The organism is Streptomyces sp. ISL-1, assembly GCF_018614585.1.
Taxonomy (GTDB): domain Bacteria; phylum Actinomycetota; class Actinomycetes; order Streptomycetales; family Streptomycetaceae; genus Streptomyces; species Streptomyces maoxianensis.
In genome coordinates this window covers 129,108-145,440 of sequence record NZ_JAGGOI010000010.1, presented here as the reverse complement: position 1 = coordinate 145,440, position 16,333 = coordinate 129,108, and the positions used below count along the sequence as shown (strand labels likewise).

13 protein-coding genes and 1 other RNA gene are annotated in these 16,333 nt (G+C 71.1%); 11 read left to right on the top strand and 3 right to left on the bottom strand.

Annotated features, from left to right (window positions below):
- The coding region (locus tag J7E87_RS09820) for an FHA domain-containing protein (RefSeq protein WP_215092133.1) at positions 1-2,302 on the bottom strand (2,302 nt) is incomplete at its 3' end.
- Between the two features lie 446 nt (positions 2,303-2,748).
- Between J7E87_RS09820 and J7E87_RS09815 the strand changes: the two genes are divergently transcribed.
- From J7E87_RS09815 to J7E87_RS09800, 4 genes are all read left to right on the top strand, one after another.
- Positions 2,749-4,392: a serine/threonine-protein kinase gene (locus tag J7E87_RS09815; protein WP_215092131.1), complete on the top strand. Its 1,644-nt coding sequence runs from the start codon at positions 2,749-2,751 to the stop codon at positions 4,390-4,392.
- Between the two features lie 243 nt (positions 4,393-4,635).
- Positions 4,636-5,910 (top strand): serine/threonine-protein kinase, encoded by a 1,275-nt coding sequence (locus tag J7E87_RS09810; protein ID WP_215092129.1) that lies wholly within the window; start codon positions 4,636-4,638, stop codon positions 5,908-5,910.
- Between the two features lie 38 nt (positions 5,911-5,948).
- On the top strand, positions 5,949-7,055 hold the full coding sequence (prfB, locus tag J7E87_RS09805) for a peptide chain release factor 2 (RefSeq protein WP_215092127.1): 1,107 nt from the start codon (positions 5,949-5,951) through the stop codon (positions 7,053-7,055).
- Between the two features lie 271 nt (positions 7,056-7,326).
- Entirely contained in the window at positions 7,327-7,992 is a 666-nt protein-coding gene (locus J7E87_RS09800; RefSeq protein ID WP_215092125.1) for an LPXTG cell wall anchor domain-containing protein, read from the top strand.
- 81 nt (positions 7,993-8,073) lie between these two features.
- Here the strand turns inward: J7E87_RS09800 and J7E87_RS09795 are convergent, their stop codons facing one another.
- A complete protein-coding gene (locus J7E87_RS09795; protein ID WP_215092123.1) occupies positions 8,074-8,268 on the bottom strand; it encodes a hypothetical protein in 195 nt (64 codons plus the stop codon).
- A gap of 248 nt (positions 8,269-8,516) precedes the next feature.
- On the opposite strand from J7E87_RS09795, the gene ftsE reads away from it, so the two are divergent.
- From ftsE to ssrA, 5 genes are all read left to right on the top strand, one after another.
- Positions 8,517-9,206 carry a cell division ATP-binding protein FtsE gene (gene ftsE / locus J7E87_RS09790; RefSeq protein WP_215092120.1) on the top strand — a complete coding sequence of 230 codons (690 nt, stop codon included), beginning with the start codon at positions 8,517-8,519 and terminating at the stop codon, positions 9,204-9,206.
- Positions 9,207-9,246: 40 nt separating this feature from the next.
- Positions 9,247-10,164 carry a permease-like cell division protein FtsX gene (gene ftsX, locus J7E87_RS09785; protein ID WP_215092118.1) on the top strand — a complete coding sequence of 306 codons (918 nt, stop codon included), beginning with the start codon at positions 9,247-9,249 and terminating at the stop codon, positions 10,162-10,164.
- Positions 10,165-10,231: 67 nt separating this feature from the next.
- The gene (locus J7E87_RS09780) at positions 10,232-11,383 is read left to right on the top strand and encodes a S41 family peptidase (RefSeq protein WP_215092116.1); all 1,152 of its coding nucleotides are present in this window, start codon (positions 10,232-10,234) and stop codon (positions 11,381-11,383) included.
- Positions 11,384-11,401: 18 nt separating this feature from the next.
- Positions 11,402-11,881 (top strand): SsrA-binding protein SmpB, encoded by a 480-nt coding sequence (smpB, locus tag J7E87_RS09775; protein ID WP_215092114.1) that lies wholly within the window; start codon positions 11,402-11,404, stop codon positions 11,879-11,881.
- 114 nt (positions 11,882-11,995) lie between these two features.
- Positions 11,996-12,380: a transfer-messenger RNA gene (ssrA, locus tag J7E87_RS09770) on the top strand.
- Between the two features lie 27 nt (positions 12,381-12,407).
- Here ssrA and J7E87_RS09765 read toward each other — a convergent pair.
- On the bottom strand, positions 12,408-13,811 hold the full coding sequence (locus tag J7E87_RS09765; RefSeq protein WP_374195158.1) for an MFS transporter: 1,404 nt from the start codon (positions 13,809-13,811) through the stop codon (positions 12,408-12,410).
- Between the two features lie 84 nt (positions 13,812-13,895).
- Here J7E87_RS09765 and J7E87_RS09760 point away from each other — a divergent pair, with 84 nt between their 5' ends.
- Together J7E87_RS09760 and J7E87_RS09755 are read left to right on the top strand one after the other, a co-directional pair.
- On the top strand, positions 13,896-14,888 hold the full coding sequence (locus tag J7E87_RS09760) for a LysR family transcriptional regulator (RefSeq protein ID WP_374195157.1): 993 nt from the start codon (positions 13,896-13,898) through the stop codon (positions 14,886-14,888).
- Positions 14,889-14,983: 95 nt separating this feature from the next.
- Positions 14,984-16,324 carry a NarK/NasA family nitrate transporter gene (locus J7E87_RS09755; protein WP_215092112.1) on the top strand — a complete coding sequence of 447 codons (1,341 nt, stop codon included), beginning with the start codon at positions 14,984-14,986 and terminating at the stop codon, positions 16,322-16,324.
- Positions 16,325-16,333: the final 9 nt, after the last annotated feature.

Below are 16,333 nucleotides of genomic sequence, written 5' to 3'. Positions count from 1 at the left end.
GGGCGCCGGTGGCCACGCCCTCGGCGCGCAGAGGTGCGAGCGCGCGGCCGAAGCGCTCCGCCCAGGCCGCCGACACCGCGTCCACCGCGCCGACCGTGCCGTGCCCGGCGGGCTGCCCGCCCGCCGTACGCATCAGACGCAGCGCGGTCGCCACATCGCCGCTCAGCAGGGCGACCGCCCCGCACTCGCGGAACGCCAGCGAGGCCGCGCACGCGGTCTCGTACGTCGCGGCGACCGGGGAGGCGGCCGAGGCGGCCGGGGTCTCGGCCAGACAGACCAGGTGGATCCCGGCGGCCCAGCCTGCCCCGGCCAGCCGGGCTGTCGTCTCGCGCAGCACGGCCGAGCCGGGGTCGCCGTCGACGATGAGGACGGTGCGGGCCCCTTCGTACCGCGCGGCGGCCTCGGCGAGGGACCTGTGGTCGACGCTCGGCCAGCCGGGACCGAGCGGGCCGTCGTCCAGCCTGCGGGTGAGCTCCGCGGTGCGGGCGGTGGCCTGGTCCCGGTCGTATGCGAGCAGCAGCCTGCAGTCCTGGCCGTGGGCGGGCCGCAGATGCGGCAGCCAGCCGAGCCAGGCCCACTCGGCCCTGCGCTCCTCCATGCTCCGCGTCCGGTCCGCGCTGATCAGCACGATCTCCAGGTCCACCGGTGAGTGCAGCGCGGCGAGCTGGGCCACGGCGGACCTGGCGAGACCGGCCAGCCGCGCCCGCGGCCCCGCGAGCCCCAGCGAACCGGCCTCGCGCAGGCCGACGGTCACCGGCACGGCGGGCAGCTCGGCCCGGTCGGCGGTGCCGAGCCGCAGGACGAGTGACTCGGGATGCCCGGGCCCGCGCTCCCAGAGTCGCGGTCCGGGGCCGAGCGCGGTGAGCAGGACGGCGGCGGGGTCGGGCCAGCTCTCGACGGCGGGTGCGGCGCTGACGGGCGGCCCGGGCTGCGGCGCGGCCTCGGCGACGCGTTCCTCCCGCCCGCCGGTCAGCCGCCGCGCCCAGGCGCTTATGCCCCGCCTGCGCCCGACCCCCTCGGGCAGCCGGGTCCCGTGCGCGGGAGTGCCATGGCCCATGGGCCCGGCGGGAGCCTGGTCCTGATCGTCGGCGGCCCTGGAATGCACGGCGTCGCCGTGTGGCCCGCCCGCGGGATGGCCCGGGTACAGCGTCCCGGCGTCGCCCCGGCCGGCGGTGGTGGGGGCGGACGGGAATGAGGGGTCGTACTGGGCGGGCACGAGGGGGGTGCTGTTGTACGGGGCGTGCGAGGCGGCGCCGGGGCTGCCGGGACCGTCCTGCGAAGCGCCGGGGCCGGGGCCGGAGCCGGTGCCGTACGGAGCCGGCCCGTCGGGACGGTGAGAGCCCTGTGCCGGGCCGCCGCCACTCGAACCGCTCGCGGAGGCATACGCGGCCCCGCCGCCGCCCGAGCCGGGCTCTGAACGAGCCGCGCCGCTGCCGTACGGAGCGGCCCCGTCCCGATCGGAACCGCCCTGTCCCGGGCGGCCGGCACCCGGGCCGCCCGGCCCGGAGGCATAGGCAGCCGACCCGCCGCCGCCCGGTTCGACCGGCTTGCCCGGCTTGTCAGTGCCTTCGGCGCCGGTGTCCCGCGTCACCCGCAGGTGTCCCTCACCGTCCGGAGCCGTGGCCAGCCCCGGCATCCGGTGGTACGGGGCCAGGCGGAGCGTCGATTCGCCCAGGCGCAGCAGCGCGCCCGCGGGCAGGCGGACCGGGTGCGCGCTCACCGGTGTGCCGTCCAGTGTCGTGCCGTTCGTCGAGCCGAGGTCCGCGACCGTGACGCGGCCGTCCTCGGCGACCGTGACCGCGCAGTGCAGCCGCGAGACGTCCGGGTCGTCCAGCGGCACGTCCGCGTCGGCGGAGCGGCCGACCCTGATCTGGCCGCCGTGCAGCAGATGGACGCCGCCCGCGTCCGGGCCCGCCACCACATGGAGCTGGGCGGACGCGTCCTCGACGGGCGACTCGTCGAAATAATGGGGTACCTGGAGGGAGAGGACCGCGCCATCCACCAGTGGCGGCTCGCCCAGGGTGCGGCGCTGGGCGTCGAGCCGCTCCTGGCCCGCGTACAGCACGACCTGGCCCGAGACGTCCGGGCCTGAGACCGCCGCCGCCAGACCGGAGGCCACGGTGGCCAGCGCCGTCCCGGCGGGCGCGGTGATCAGCACGTCGCACGCCCGCCGCGCGGACGGATGTCCCCCGGAGCCATGTCCCGCGGAGCCATGTCCCGCGGAGGGATGTCCCGCATAAGCCTGTCCCGCGGCCGCGGACTGCCCGCTGCGCGGCGCGAGGACGGTCAGCCGGATCTGCATCGCCGTCAGCAATCCCTTCTGCGCGGGGTACCCGGCAGGGGAGCCGCCCTGTGATCGCCCCCACCCGGCAGGTCGGCACGCAGCGCGAGGCTCCCTCCCTCACGGCTCCGTGCTGAGGGCATCCTTGCACCTGCTACTGACAACACGCCCGGGGGCCATCCGTAAGTGATCTTGATTGGTCGGCTCTGGACGTAAAAATGCCTGGTTGGGATCTGATCCGGAACGGCAGTGACGTTCGCGGCACAGCCGTTCGGCAACCATCCGTACGATGCACGCGTCTTTCTTTCGAACACCGCTGGGCAGGCGAGCGGAGGGGCACCGGACGTCCAACTGGACGGACGACCGGCCGTTCCCCCGTCCGGCGGCACTAAAGTGGGTCGGACACCCGGAAAGGGCACAGTGTCCCGGGACCACGCAAGGACCACGATCAGCAGGGAGCACATGACGTGCGGCCGGTAGGCAGCAAGTACCTGCTCGAGGAGCCCCTCGGGCGCGGCGCCACGGGTACCGTCTGGCGAGCCCGCCAGAACGAGACCGCGGGCGCCGAGGCGGCCGTGGCGGGCCAGCCCGGCGAGACCGTCGCGATCAAGGTCCTCAAGGAGGAGCTTGCGAACGACGCGGACGTGGTGATGCGCTTCCTGCGCGAGCGCTCCGTCCTGCTCCGCCTGACCCACCCGAACATCGTGCGCACCCGCGACCTCGTCGTCGAGGGGGATCTCCTCGCGCTCGTCATGGACCTGGTCGACGGCCCCGACCTGCACCGTTATCTCCGTGACAACGGCCCCCTCACGCCGGTCGCCGCCTCCCTGCTCACCGCCCAGATCGCGGACGCGCTCGCCGCCAGCCACGCCGACGGAGTCGTCCACCGCGACCTCAAGCCCGCGAACGTCCTGCTCAAGACCGACGCCGACGGCCAGATGCACCCGATGCTGACCGACTTCGGGATCGCGCGCCTCGCGGACTCCCCGGGCCTGACCCGTACGCACGAGTTCGTCGGCACGCCCGCCTACGTCGCGCCCGAGTCCGCCGAGGGCCGTCCGCAGACCTCCGCCGTCGACATCTACGGCGCGGGCATTCTGCTGTACGAACTGGTCACCGGCAGGCCCCCGTTCGCCGGTGGCACCGCGCTCGAAGTACTCCACCGCCACCTGAGCGAGGAGCCGCGCCGCCCCACCACGGTCCCCGAACCGCTGTGGACGGTCATAGAGCGCTGCCTGCGCAAGGAGCCCGCCGAGCGACCCAGCGCCGAGAACCTCGCCCGTGGGCTGCGCACCGTCGCGGCCGGCATCGGCGTGCACTCCTCAGGCGCTCAGGTCGAGGCCGCACTCGGGGTCGCCGCCCTGCTCGCCCCGGACCCGTCGCCCGCCACCGTGCCCGGGGTCCCGGGCTCGGGAGACCCGACCCAGGTGCTGCCGAACAACGCCGGCCAGTACAACCCCGCCGCGTACGACCCCAATGGCGCGACCAGCGTCATGCAGCAGACGGGCACCCCGCAGAACGGCGCCGACCCGACCTCGGTCATGCCCCCCGTACCTCCGGGCTCTCCGCGTCCCGGCGACCCGCACCCCTGGCAGTCCCAGCTCCAGGCGGCGCGCGACCGCAACGAGCAGACGCAGGTCCAGTACCTCGACCCGAGCCAGGACCCGCTGCGCCGTCGCCCGCAGCGCCAGCAGCAGCCTCCGCAGCGCCAGCAGCAACCCCCGCAGCGCCCGCAACAGCAGCAGTACGCCCCGCAGGCCCAGCCTCAGCGCCCGCAGCCGCAGCGCTACGCTCCGCCGCCCCAGCAGTACGCGCCCCCGCAGCCGCCGCCCCAGCAGCCAGTGCCGCGCCAGCCGAGGCAGCGCAGCGCCAGCCCGATGCGGATCCCGGGCCTCGGCTGCCTCAAGGGCTGCCTGTTCAGCGTGGTCCTGCTCTTCGTCGCGGGCTGGCTGATCTGGGAGCTGACCCCGCTCCAGGACTGGGTCGCGCAGGGCAAGAGCTACTGGGACGCCATCGGCGACGGCATCTCGGCGGTGACGGGCTGGATCTCGGACCTCGGCGCTTCGGACCCGGGCACCGGTCCGGGCACAGGTCCCGACACCGGACAGTAGCCACCGAGCACTCCGAGCATTCACTGAGTTGCTTTGTCGACTTCTGCGGGCCTATTTCGCCCGCAGAAGTGAAGGTTGGCGCCATCCTGGGCACACAGCCCCCGGATGCCCGCGTACCTTACTCAGGTGCGCCTCGCGTGTCCCCGTCGGTCACGGTGCCCGGCCTGCTTTTCGGGTCCGGGGGTCCGGGGGTTGTCCCCCGGGTAGACACAGCGGGCAACGCCAGCCGCTGAGGGAGCAGTCTTGGCACGGAATATCGGCAGCCGGTACTCGGCCCACCAGATCCTGGGGCGGGGCAGCGCCGGCACGGTGTGGCTCGGCGAGGGCCCCGAAGGCCCCGTCGCCATCAAGCTGCTGCGCGAGGACCTGGCGTCCGACCAGGAACTGGTCGGACGCTTCGTACAGGAGCGCACCGCCCTGCTCGGGCTCGAGCACCCCAGGGTCGTCGGCGTCCGCGACCTCGTGGTCGACGGCAACGACCTGGCGCTCGTCATGGATCTCGTACGCGGCACCGATCTGCGCACCCGTCTCGACCGGGAGCGCCGCCTCGCCCCCGAGGCGGCGGTCGCGATCATCGCGGACGTCGCCGACGGCCTCGCAGCCGCCCACGCCGCCGGGGTCGTCCACCGCGACGTCAAGCCCGAGAACATCCTCCTCGACATGGAGGGCCCGCTCGGCCCCGCCGGATCCCACCCGGCGCTGCTCACCGACTTCGGCGTCGCCAAGCTGATCGACACCCCGCGCCGCACCAAGGCGCTGCGCCCCACCGGCACGAATCCGCCGAACCCGTCGGGCATCATCGGCACCCCCGACTACATCGCCCCCGAGATCGTCGAGGGCCTGCCGCCCCGGGCCGCGGTCGACATCTACGCCCTCGCCACCGTCCTGTACGAACTTCTCGCCGGCTTCACGCCCTTCGGCGGCGGACACCCCGGCGCGGTCCTGCGCCGCCATGTCACCGAGACCGTGGTCCCCCTCCCTGGCATCCCCGACGAGCTGTGGCAGCTCATCGTCCAGTGCCTGGCGAAGGCCCCTGCCTCCCGGCTGCGCGCCTCCGAGCTGGCCACCCGCCTGCACGACCTGCTCCCGCTCCTCGCCGGCATGCCGCCGCTCGACGTCGACGAGCCGGACGCCGAGCCGCCAGTGGAGCCCTACGAGGACGTGGTGCGGGCCACTCCCGACGAACCCCGCCGCCGCGGCGCCGTCCCCCTGGTCCCCGGCGCGGCCCCCGCGGACTCCAACCGCGACACCCACACCTCGATGCGCGTCCCTGCCCCCGACGAGCTGGCGGGCGGCGCCCGCGGCACGGCCCGCGCCCCTCGCACCCCCGGGCAGCGCCGCCCGGGATCGGCCCGTCACAAGTCCGACGCCGTCCGCAAGCGCCGCATCACCCTGGGCGTCACGGCGCTCGCGGCGGCCGTGGCGGTGGGCGTCGGCGGCTGGCTGGCCACGAGCGACGACGGCGCGGACCCGCCGCCACCGCAGGACTCGAAGCAGACGACGCCCGCGGAACCCTAGGGGGCGGGTGTGTCGCGCCCAGCCGTTACGCTGGACGCGTGGCAGTCGTCGATGTATCCGAAGAGCTGAAGTCCCTCTCCTCGACCATGGGGTCGATCGAGGCCGTCCTGGACCTCGAAAAGATGAGGGCAGATATTGCCGTGCTCGAGGAGCAGGCCGCGGCCCCGTCCCTCTGGGACGACCCGGAGGCGGCGCAGAAGATCACGAGCAAGCTTTCGCACCTCCAGGCCGAGCTGCGCAAGACCGAGGCGCTCCGTAGCCGGATGGACGACCTGAGTGTGCTCTTCGAGCTCGCCGAGGCCGAGGACGACGCGGACACCCTCGCGGAGGCCGAGTCCGAGCTCATCGACGTCCGCAAGGCGCTGGAGGAGATGGAAGTACGCACCCTCCTGTCCGGTGAGTACGACGAGCGCGAGGCGCTGGTCAACATCCGCGCCGAGGCGGGCGGCGTCGACGCCTCCGACTTCGCCGAGCGGCTGCAGCGCATGTATCTGCGCTGGGCCGAGCGCCACGGCTACTCCACCGAGGTCTACGAGACGTCGTACGCCGAAGAGGCCGGCATCAAGTCGACCACCTTCGTGGTGAAGGCGCCGTACGCCTACGGCACGCTCTCCGTCGAGCAGGGCACCCACCGCCTGGTGCGCATCTCGCCGTTCGACAACCAGGGCCGGCGCCAGACCTCCTTCGCGGGTGTCGAGGTGCTGCCCGTCGTCGAGAAGACGGACCACATGGAGATCGACGAGTCCGAGCTGCGCGTCGATGTGTACCGCGCCTCGGGCCCCGGCGGGCAGGGCGTCAACACGACCGACTCGGCGGTGCGTCTGACGCACATCCCGACCGGCATCGTCGTCTCCTGCCAGAACGAGCGCTCGCAGATCCAGAACAAGGCGAGCGCGATGAACGTCCTTCAGGCGAAGCTGCTCGAGCGCCGCCGTCAGGAGGAGCAGGCCGTGATGGACTCCCTCAAGGGCGACGGCGGCAACTCCTGGGGAAACCAGATGCGTTCGTACGTCCTGCACCCGTACCAGATGGTCAAGGACCTGCGTACGGAGTTCGAAGTGGGCAACCCGCAGGCGGTACTTGACGGTGAGATCGACGGCTTCCTTGAGGCCGGAATTCGCTGGCGCAAGCAGCAGGAGAAGTAACGACTCGCTTTGTCGACAAGGGAACTGCCGCCCAAGGGGCGGCAGTTCCCTTTTTATGTCACAGTTGCATCCGCGCAGGTCAGTCAAGCTCCCTCATACCGGACATCGCACGCGCAACGACCTTGACGCTAGTGCGAAAACTGGGAAAGCTGACGCGCGGCATGCGTATCGCTGGGGCGCGTGTGAATTGGGGGAAGACAGGATTACCCCCCGACCGAAGTCGCCCCGGGCGCTGCTCCATTGACGATTAGCTACTGGGGGTAGCAGCCAGATGACCAAGAAGACGCGGATCCGTGTGGCGCGAATAGCTGCAGGCGCGGTGATCGCTGCCGGTGCGTCGCTGACCGCTGCCGGCGCCGCCTCGGCCGTCGGTGTCGGTATCGACGTGGGTCCCCTCAAGGTGTCGGCGAACGCCGACGAGAGTGGCATCGACGCCGGTATCGGTATCGACAGCCCTACTGACGATCCGACGGAGATCCCGACGGACATTCCGACGGATGTCCCCACCGACATCCCGACCGATGTTCCGACGGACGTCCCCACGGATGTTCCCACCGATGTCCCGACGGATGTCCCCACGGACAAGCCGACCGGCAAGCCGACCGACAAGCCCACGGGCAAGCCGACCGGCAAGCCGGACAAGCCGGGCAAGCCGACCGAAGACCCGTCCGAGAACCCGGCGAACCCGGGTGACGGCAACGGTGACGACGCCGGCACCTGCACCGTCGACCTCGACGGTGCCGAGTGCGCCGACAACACCGACACCGACAGCGCCGGCTCCAAGCCGGTCGAGCAGGGCCAGGCCAAGGAGGAGCTGGCAGAGACCGGCGCCGCCGAGACCACGTTCCTGCTCATCGGTGCCGCGACGATGATCGCCGGTGGCATCGGCTTCCGTATGCTGCCGCGTCTCGCCGGTGGCGGTCGCACCGTCGCCTAGGCGACAAGCGACCAGCAATACGCGGAAGGGCCCGGGGTGCGCTACAGCGCCCCGGGCCCTTCCGTATGCGTAAAGCGCGTCCTACGCGGTCTGGTGCGCCGCCAGCAGCGCCACGGCCGCGATCAGCACCACCAGCAGGGTCAGCAGCGCCACCGGGCTCAGGCCGCCGAAGGGGCCCTGCTGCTCCAGCCGCTCGCGGTTCGCCCGGCAGACCGGGCAGCGACCCTCTGTGACCGGGGCCGCGCAGTTGGCGCACACCAATCGGTCGTAGGTCATGCGCTCTCCTCCTCCCGCGCGCCGGAGCCGCAGGCGCGGACCGTAAGCACACTTCTCTCCCAGTAACGCTCAGGGAAACGCCACTGTTCCCCACCACTGTGCCAGCTCGCGCGTGTTTCGGCGCGCCCCGCCGGATTACACCCGTTCCACGACCGGACAAAATGCGCAACCTGTGACGTCGACTGCGCGCGCGAGTCCGCTTCGCGTAAGGTCACGCACATCTACCCCCGGCCAACCGTGGTGCACCCGTGATCCGATTCGACAACGTCTCCAAGACCTACCCCAAGCAGAGCCGCCCCGCGCTGCGCGACGTCTCTCTGGACATCGCCAAGGGAGAGTTCGTCTTCCTCGTCGGCTCGTCCGGTTCCGGCAAGTCGACTTTCCTGCGGCTGGTTCTGCGCGAGGAGCGCGCCAGCCAGGGACTCGTACATGTCCTCGGCAAGGATCTGGCCCGGCTGTCCAACTGGAAGGTGCCGCAGATGCGCCGCCAGCTGGGTACGGTCTTCCAGGACTTCCGGCTCCTGCCCAACAAGACCGTCGCGGAGAACGTGGCGTTCGCCCAAGAGGTCATCGGCAAGCCGCGCGGTGAGATCCGCAAGGCCGTGCCCCAGGTCCTCGACCTCGTCGGCCTCGGCGGCAAGGAGGACCGGATGCCCGGCGAGCTCTCCGGCGGTGAGCAGCAGCGCGTCGCGATCGCTCGGGCCTTCGTCAACCGCCCCATGCTGCTGATCGCGGACGAGCCGACCGGCAACCTCGACCCGCAGACGTCCGTGGGCATCATGAAGCTGCTGGACCGGATCAACCGGACCGGTACCACTGTGATCATGGCGACTCACGACCAGAACATCGTCGACCAGATGCGCAAGCGCGTCATCGAGCTCGAGAAGGGCCGTCTCGTACGCGACCAGGCACGAGGCGTCTACGGCTACCAGCACTGAGCCCGTAGAGCGACACGACTGAAAGGCTGAAAGACTCGCCATGCGCGCCCAGTTCGTACTGTCCGAGATCGGCGTCGGTCTCCGCCGCAATCTCACGATGACCTTCGCCGTTATCGTCTCCGTAGCTCTTTCACTCGCCCTCTTCGGCGGTGCGCTGCTCATGCGCGAGCAGGTCAGCACGATGAAGGACTTCTGGTACGACAAGGTCAACGTCTCGATCTTCCTCTGCAACAAGAACGACGCGGCGACGTCTCCCAAGTGTGCCAAGGGTGCCGTCACCGCCCAGCAGAAGCAGGAGATCGAAGTCGATCTCAAGAAGATGGACGTCGTCGACTCCGTCCAGCGGGAGACGGCCGAAGAGGCGTACAAGCACTACCGGGAGCAGTACGGGGACACTCCCATCGCGTCCACCATCACGCCGGACCAGATGCAGGAGTCGTTCCGGGTCAAACTGGACGATCCCGAGAAGTACAAGGTCGTCGCGACCGCCTTCGCGGGCCGGGACGGTGTGCAGTCCGTCCAGGACCAGCGCAACATCCTGGAGAACCTCTTCTCCCTGATGAACGGCATGAATGTCGCCGCGCTCTTCGTGATGGCGCTGATGCTGGTGATTGCGCTGATGCTGATCGTCAACACCGTGCGTGTTTCGGCGTTCAGCCGCAGGCGTGAGACCGGCATCATGCGGCTGGTGGGAGCCTCCAGCTTCTACATCCAGATGCCGTTCATCATGGAAGCCGCCTTCGCCGGTCTGCTGGGCGGCCTGGTCGCCTCCGCGATGCTGCTGGTGGGCCGGTATTTCCTGATCGACCACGGCCTGGCGCTGTCCGAGAAGATGCAACTGGTCAACTTCATCGGCTGGGACGCGGTGATCACCAAGCTCCCGCTGGTGATCGCGATCGGGCTGCTGATGCCTGCCATGGCTGCTTTCGTCGCATTGCGCAAGTACCTCAAGGTGTGACAAGCACCCCGGGCGCCGTACGGCCAACGGCCGTACGGCGCCCTTCGCTTGTCCTAGAGTGTTCGCCATGCCGGGCCCGGAGTTCAGCCCTCGGCCCCGCCGCATCCGCCGCGGGGCGGCCCTGTCATTGGTTTTCGCGAGCGTCCTTGCCACCGCGGCCGCGACCAACGCGCTGCCGCGCGACAAGAACGCCCCGCAGCTCTCCGCCCGCCCCGCCGCCGCGACCGTCGACCGCGACGACGTCGCCCGTGCCGCAGCCGAAGCGATGGCCGACGGCAAGTCCGGTACGGAAGCGGCCGAGGACGTCGTCAGCCGCAGTGGGGACCGCTGGGGCGCGGTGTACGACAAGAGCGAGTACGAGGAGTTCGAGCAGGCCCTCGACGGCGAGTACACCGGTGTGGGCCTGTGGGCGCGCCGGGCCCGGGACGGGCGGGTGGAGGTCGCAAGGGTCCAGCCCGGCGGCCCCGCGGCCAAGGCGGGCATCGAGGCCGGCGACCGGCTCCGTACGATCGACGGCTTCCCGGTGGACAAGCGTCCCGTGACCGAGGTCGTGGCGCTGCTGCGCGGCGGCGACCGTACGAGGGTCACGCTGGGCCTGGAGCGCGACGGCCGGGCATGGACCGAGAAGCTGATGCGCACCAGGCTGACGACCGAGGCGGTCACCGTCAGACAGCTGGCGAACGGCGCCGTCATGATCAAGGTGGCCTCCTTCACCAAGGGCTCGGGCGTGCGGGTGCAGGACGCGGTCAGGGACGCCCCCGCCGGCACCGGCGTCCTGCTCGACCTGCGCGGCAACGCGGGCGGCCTGGTCGCCGAGGCCGTCACCGCGGCCTCCGCCTTCCTGGACGGCGGCCTGGTCGCCACGTACGACATACGGGGCGAGCAGCGCGCGCTGTACGCGCCGCCCGGCGGGGACACCGACAGGCCCGTCGTCGCACTCGTCGACGGCGGCACGATGAGCGCCGCGGAGCTGGTCACCGGGGCACTGCAGGACCGTGGCCGCGCGGTCACCGTCGGTACACGCACCTTCGGCAAGGGCTCGGTCCAGATGCCCAGCCGGCTGCCCGACGGCTCGGTCGCCGAGCTCACCGTCGGCCACTACCGCACACCGGCGGGCCACAGCGTCGACGGCCGGGGTATCACACCGGACCTCGCGGCCAGCGAGGGGGCCGAGGAACGGGCCCAAACAGTATTGAGTGGCCTCGGGGGCGGGTCTTAGTGCGAAAATGACCGCACTATGGCTAAGGAAAAAGGGCGCAAGCTGATCGCGCAGAACAAGAAGGCGCGGCACGACTACCACATCCTCGACACCTACGAGTGCGGTCTCGTGCTGACGGGTACCGAGGTGAAGTCGCTGCGCCAGGGACGGGCCTCGCTGGTGGACGGCTTCGTCCAGATCGACGACCACGAAGCGTGGCTGCACAACGTGCACGTGCCGGAGTACACCCAGGGGACGTGGACCAACCACAGCGCGCGGCGCAAGCGAAAGCTGCTGATGCACCGCGCGGAGATCGACAAGCTCGCGTCGAAGACGCAGGAGACAGGGCACACCATCGTGCCGCTGGTGCTGTACTTCAAGGACGGCCGGGCCAAGGTCGAGATCGCGCTGGCCAAGGGCAAGAAGGAGTACGACAAGCGGCAGACGCTCCGGGAGAAGCAGGACCGGCGGGAGACGGACCGCGTGATCTCGGCGGCGAAGCGGCGGCAGCGGGCCTGACCCCTGACCGGGCCTGACGCCTGACCGGGGAGAATAGGGTGGCATCGTCGTGCCTTGGTCACGTACGATGGCGTCTGCACCTCACAGCAGGTGCGCGCATTGAAAACTCAACATGGGGATGATCGGTTTCGACAGCGGATGTCGAAGCAGGGGAAGCGAGCCGAGGAAGCGGCAATGATCTCGTTAACCATATGTCGCAACCAATAATCGCCACTTCCAAGAGCGATTCCCGCGCCTTCGCGCTCGCTGCCTAATTAGCAGCTAGCGAAGGCCTTCGGGTGTCAGCCCGGGGCTGTTCCCGACCCGGATCCTGGCATCAGCTAGGGGACTAAACCTCTAAGCCCGGTCACGGGGCTTAGAGGGAAATCAAACAGTGACTGAGCCCGTCGGAGACTTGTTCGCGTGATCTCCGGGGCTGAGAAAATCGCAGCGAACTGCGCTCGGAGAAGCCCTGATTCTGCACCGTTGGACGCGGGTTCGATTCCCGCCATCTCCACTCATCCCATGTGAGGCGAAGGCCCGGCTGTCACGACAGCCGGGCCTTTGTCGTGCCCGCCACCGCGAGGGCCACGACCAGGGCCAGGCCCGCCGCCGATGCCGGGACGACGTAGCCGTGCGCCGCGCTCAGGCTCTCCACCGCCCAGCCGGCGGTCGCCGAGCCGGTCGCGATGCCGGCGAGGATCGCGGTGACGGCGAGCGTCATGCCCTCGTTGAGGCTGTTCTGCGGGGTCAGCCGCTGGACCAGGGTCATTCCCGTCACCATCGTCGGTGCGGTCGCCGCGCCCGCCAGCAGCAGGGCGACGGCGAGCAGCGCCGCCGAGCCCGTGCGGGCGGCGAGCAGCGGCAGGGTCATCAGGGCGGTCATGGCGGCGAGACAGTCGGCCAGCCGCCCGGGCAGGCTGCGGGCGGGGCGTGTCGCCCCGTACAGCAGACCCGCCAGGCACGACCCGGCGGCCTGCAGCGCGAGCAGCAGCCCCGCCATGGGGCCGTCCAGATACGCGAGCGTGGAGATCTCCAGCGCGCCGAAGACCGCGCCGGTGGCGAGGAAGACGGCCAGCAGCGGCGCCATCCCGGCCGTACGCAGCGGGGAGCGCGTCCCGGCCGGGCGGGGCGTGACCGGCGGCTCGGTGGAGCGCTGGGCCGCGAAGATCAGTACGCCGGTCAGCATCAGGGCCGAGCCCGTGAGCGTGCCCGCCTCCGGGAAGAGCGCGGCACACAGAAACGCCGCGAGCACCGGTCCGAGCATGAAGCACAGCTCGTCGGCGGCCTGCTCGAAGGAGTTCGCGGTGTGCAGCGCGGCCGGGTCCCCGCGGTGGAGGTGGGCCCAGCGGGCACGGGACATGCCGCCGGTGTTGGGGGTGGTTGCGGTCGCGGCGTACGCGGCGAAGAGAGTCCAGTCGGGAGCGTCGTAGTGCACGCAGAGCAGGAGGGCCAGCGAGCCGAGCGCGGCGAGCGCGGTGGCGGGCACGGCGATACGGGCCTGCCCGTGCCGGTCCACGAGCCGCGCGGTCCACGGTGCGACCAGCGCGGTGACGGCGAGCCCGGTCGCGGTGACGGCTCCGGCGAGGGCGTACGACCCGCGCGATCCGGCGATCATGATGACGGCGCTGACGCTGAACATGCCCATGGGGAGGCGGGCGAGGAGATTGCCCGCGGTGAAGGCGGGGGCGCCGGGCGGCGCGAAGAGTTGCCGGTAGGGGGCGAGGGGGCCGGCCTTGCGGGGCTTCGTTCCCCCACCCAGCCCGTCCTCGTGCCTGGGGGGACCCCCAGTGCGGCCTTCGGCCGTGCCCTCGGCAAACTCAAGCCTCGCCGGCGTTTGAGGCGCGGGGTCCGGGGCGGAGCCCCGGTTCCGGGAAGGGGCGGGGTGGGGAACAGACCCGCCGCAGGCCTCGGCGGGAGTCGGCTGTGCAGGGCTGGCTGAATCCGGCATGGGCCAACCCTCGACGCGGCACCCTCGAGCGGTCCAACACCTGCTCGGACACCATTGACGCACTCGCGTTGTAGATTCGGCGGCGTGCCCCGAGACATGGACCCCCGGCTGCTCCGCGCCTTCGTCGCCGTCGCCGGCGAGCTGCACTTCACCCGCGCCGCCGCTCGCCTGTATGTCGCGCAGCAGGCCCTCAGCCGCGATATCCGGCGCCTCGAGCGCGAGTTGGGCGCCGAGCTGTTCGTACGGACCACCCGGCAGGTGACCCTCACCGCCGACGGTGAGCGGCTGCTGCCGTACGCCCGGCGGGTGCTGGAGGCCCAGGACGATCTGCGGGCGGCCGCCGCGGGAGCCTCGCGGCCGCTGCTCGTCGATCTCAACAGCGAGGGCATGGCGTCCGGCCGCGTGCTGGCGCGGGCGCGGGAGCTCGCCCCCGAGTGCGAGCTGATGGCCCGCTTCGAGAGCGGGCTGACCGGTGCCGCGGCCGAGATCGTCGCCGGGCGGCTCGATGTCTCGTTCGGGCGCTTCGCCGGGCTCGAACCCGCCGTACGGGCGCTCCTGTCCCATCAGCCCGTGCGCTACGAGCCGATGGCCGTCCTGCTGCCGCGCGACCACCCGCTCGCCGGGCTGGCGCACATCCCGCTGGACGCGCTCGCGGGCGAGAGCGTGTACGCCGGGGCCGGCAATCCGCGGACCCTGGAGTGGACGGATCTGGCGCGCCGGCTCTTCGCCGGGCGGGGGATCCGCATCGCGCCGCCCGCGCCCGTGGCCATCGGCGTCGAGGAGTTCCGCCGGGTGATGGCGAAGACCCGCAACCCGGTCCTGGCGGTCGTCGACTTTCCGGCCATGCCGGACAGCGTGCTGCGCCCGGTCGTCGATCCCGTACCGCTGTCACCGCTCTCGCTGGTGTGGCGCAAGGGCCTCCGTCACCCCGGCGTCGACGCGCTGCGGGCTGCCGCCGCGCGACTGGCCGCCGAGGAGGGCTGGCTGGAGCGCGACCCCGCCCACTGGCTGCCCGAAGTCGACATAACGCTCATGAGTGACACCCCGCGGCTCACAGACGCGACGGAGGCCGGGTGAGAGCAAGGTTTCGCACCGGTCACCTCGGGCCACCGGGTCGGAAACGCGCCGCTCCTAGCGTCCCTCCCACGACCCGAAACCTGTGGAGGCTTGTGATGGCTGGCCGGTGGATCGAACATTGGGACCCTGAGGACGAGGCTTTCTGGGAGGCGCGGGGGCAGCGGATCGCCCGGCGCAATCTGGGCTTCTCCATCCTCTCCGAGCACATCGGGTTCTCCATCTGGACCCTGTGGTCCGTCCTGGTCCTGTTCATGGGACCGGAGTACGGCATCGACCCGGCCGGGAAGTTCTTCCTGGTGGCCATGGCGACGCTGGTCGGCGCCTTCATCCGGGTCCCGTACACCTTCGCCGTCGCCCGGTTCGGCGGCCGCAACTGGACGATCGTCGCGGCGTCGATGCTGCTCCTGCCGACGGCCGCCGCCTTCCTGGTAATGGAGCCCGGGACCTCGTACACCACCTTCATGCTGGTCGCGATGCTCACCGGCGTGGGCGGCGGGAACTTCGCCTCGTCGATGACCAACATCAACTCCTTCTTCCCGCTGCGGAAGAAGGGCTGGGCGCTCGGAATGAACGCGGGCGGCGGCAACATCGGGGTTCCCGTGGTGCAGCTGGCCGGGCTCGCGGTCATCGGCGCGGCCGGCGGACCGCGCGTGCTGCTCGGGATTTACCTCCCCTTGATCGCCGTCTCCGCGATCTGCGCCGCGCTCTTCATGGACAACCTGGCCCCGGTCAAGAACGACACCGGGGCGTCGAAGGACGCCGTGCGCGATCCGCACACCTGGATCATGTCCTTCCTCTACATCGGCACCTTCGGGTCGTTCATCGGCTACAGCTTCGCCTTCGGTCTGGTCCTCCAGACGCAGTTCGGGCGTACGCCGCTGCAGGCCGCGTCCATCACCTTCATCGGACCGCTGCTCGGCTCGCTGATCCGGCCGGTCGGCGGGCGGCTCGCCGACCGCTACGGCGGCGCGCGCATCACCCTGTGGAACTTCCTCGGCATGGGGGCGGCCACCGGGGTCGTCGTACTGGCATCGGTCCAGCAGTCGCTGGCGCTCTTCACCACCGCGTTCATCGCGCTCTTCGTGCTGACCGGGGTCGGCAACGGCTCCACGTACAAGATGATCCCGGGCATCTTCCAGGCGAAGGCGGTCGCGAAGGGCATGACCGGCGAGGCGGCGGCCGCGTACGGGCGGCGGCTGTCCGGCGCCTCCATGGGGTTGATCGGCGCGGTGGGCGCGCTCGGCGGGCTCGGCATCAACCTCGCATTCCGCCAGTCCTTCCTGACCGCGGGCACCGGCACCTCCGCCTTCGTCGCCTTCCTCGCCTTCTACGCGGCCTGTTTCACGGTCACTTGGGCGGTATACCTTCGCCGGCCCGCCACCACGGCAACGCCGGTCGCGGAAGCGAAGCCGCAGCTCAGCTACGCAGAGGTGTAACACCGGCGA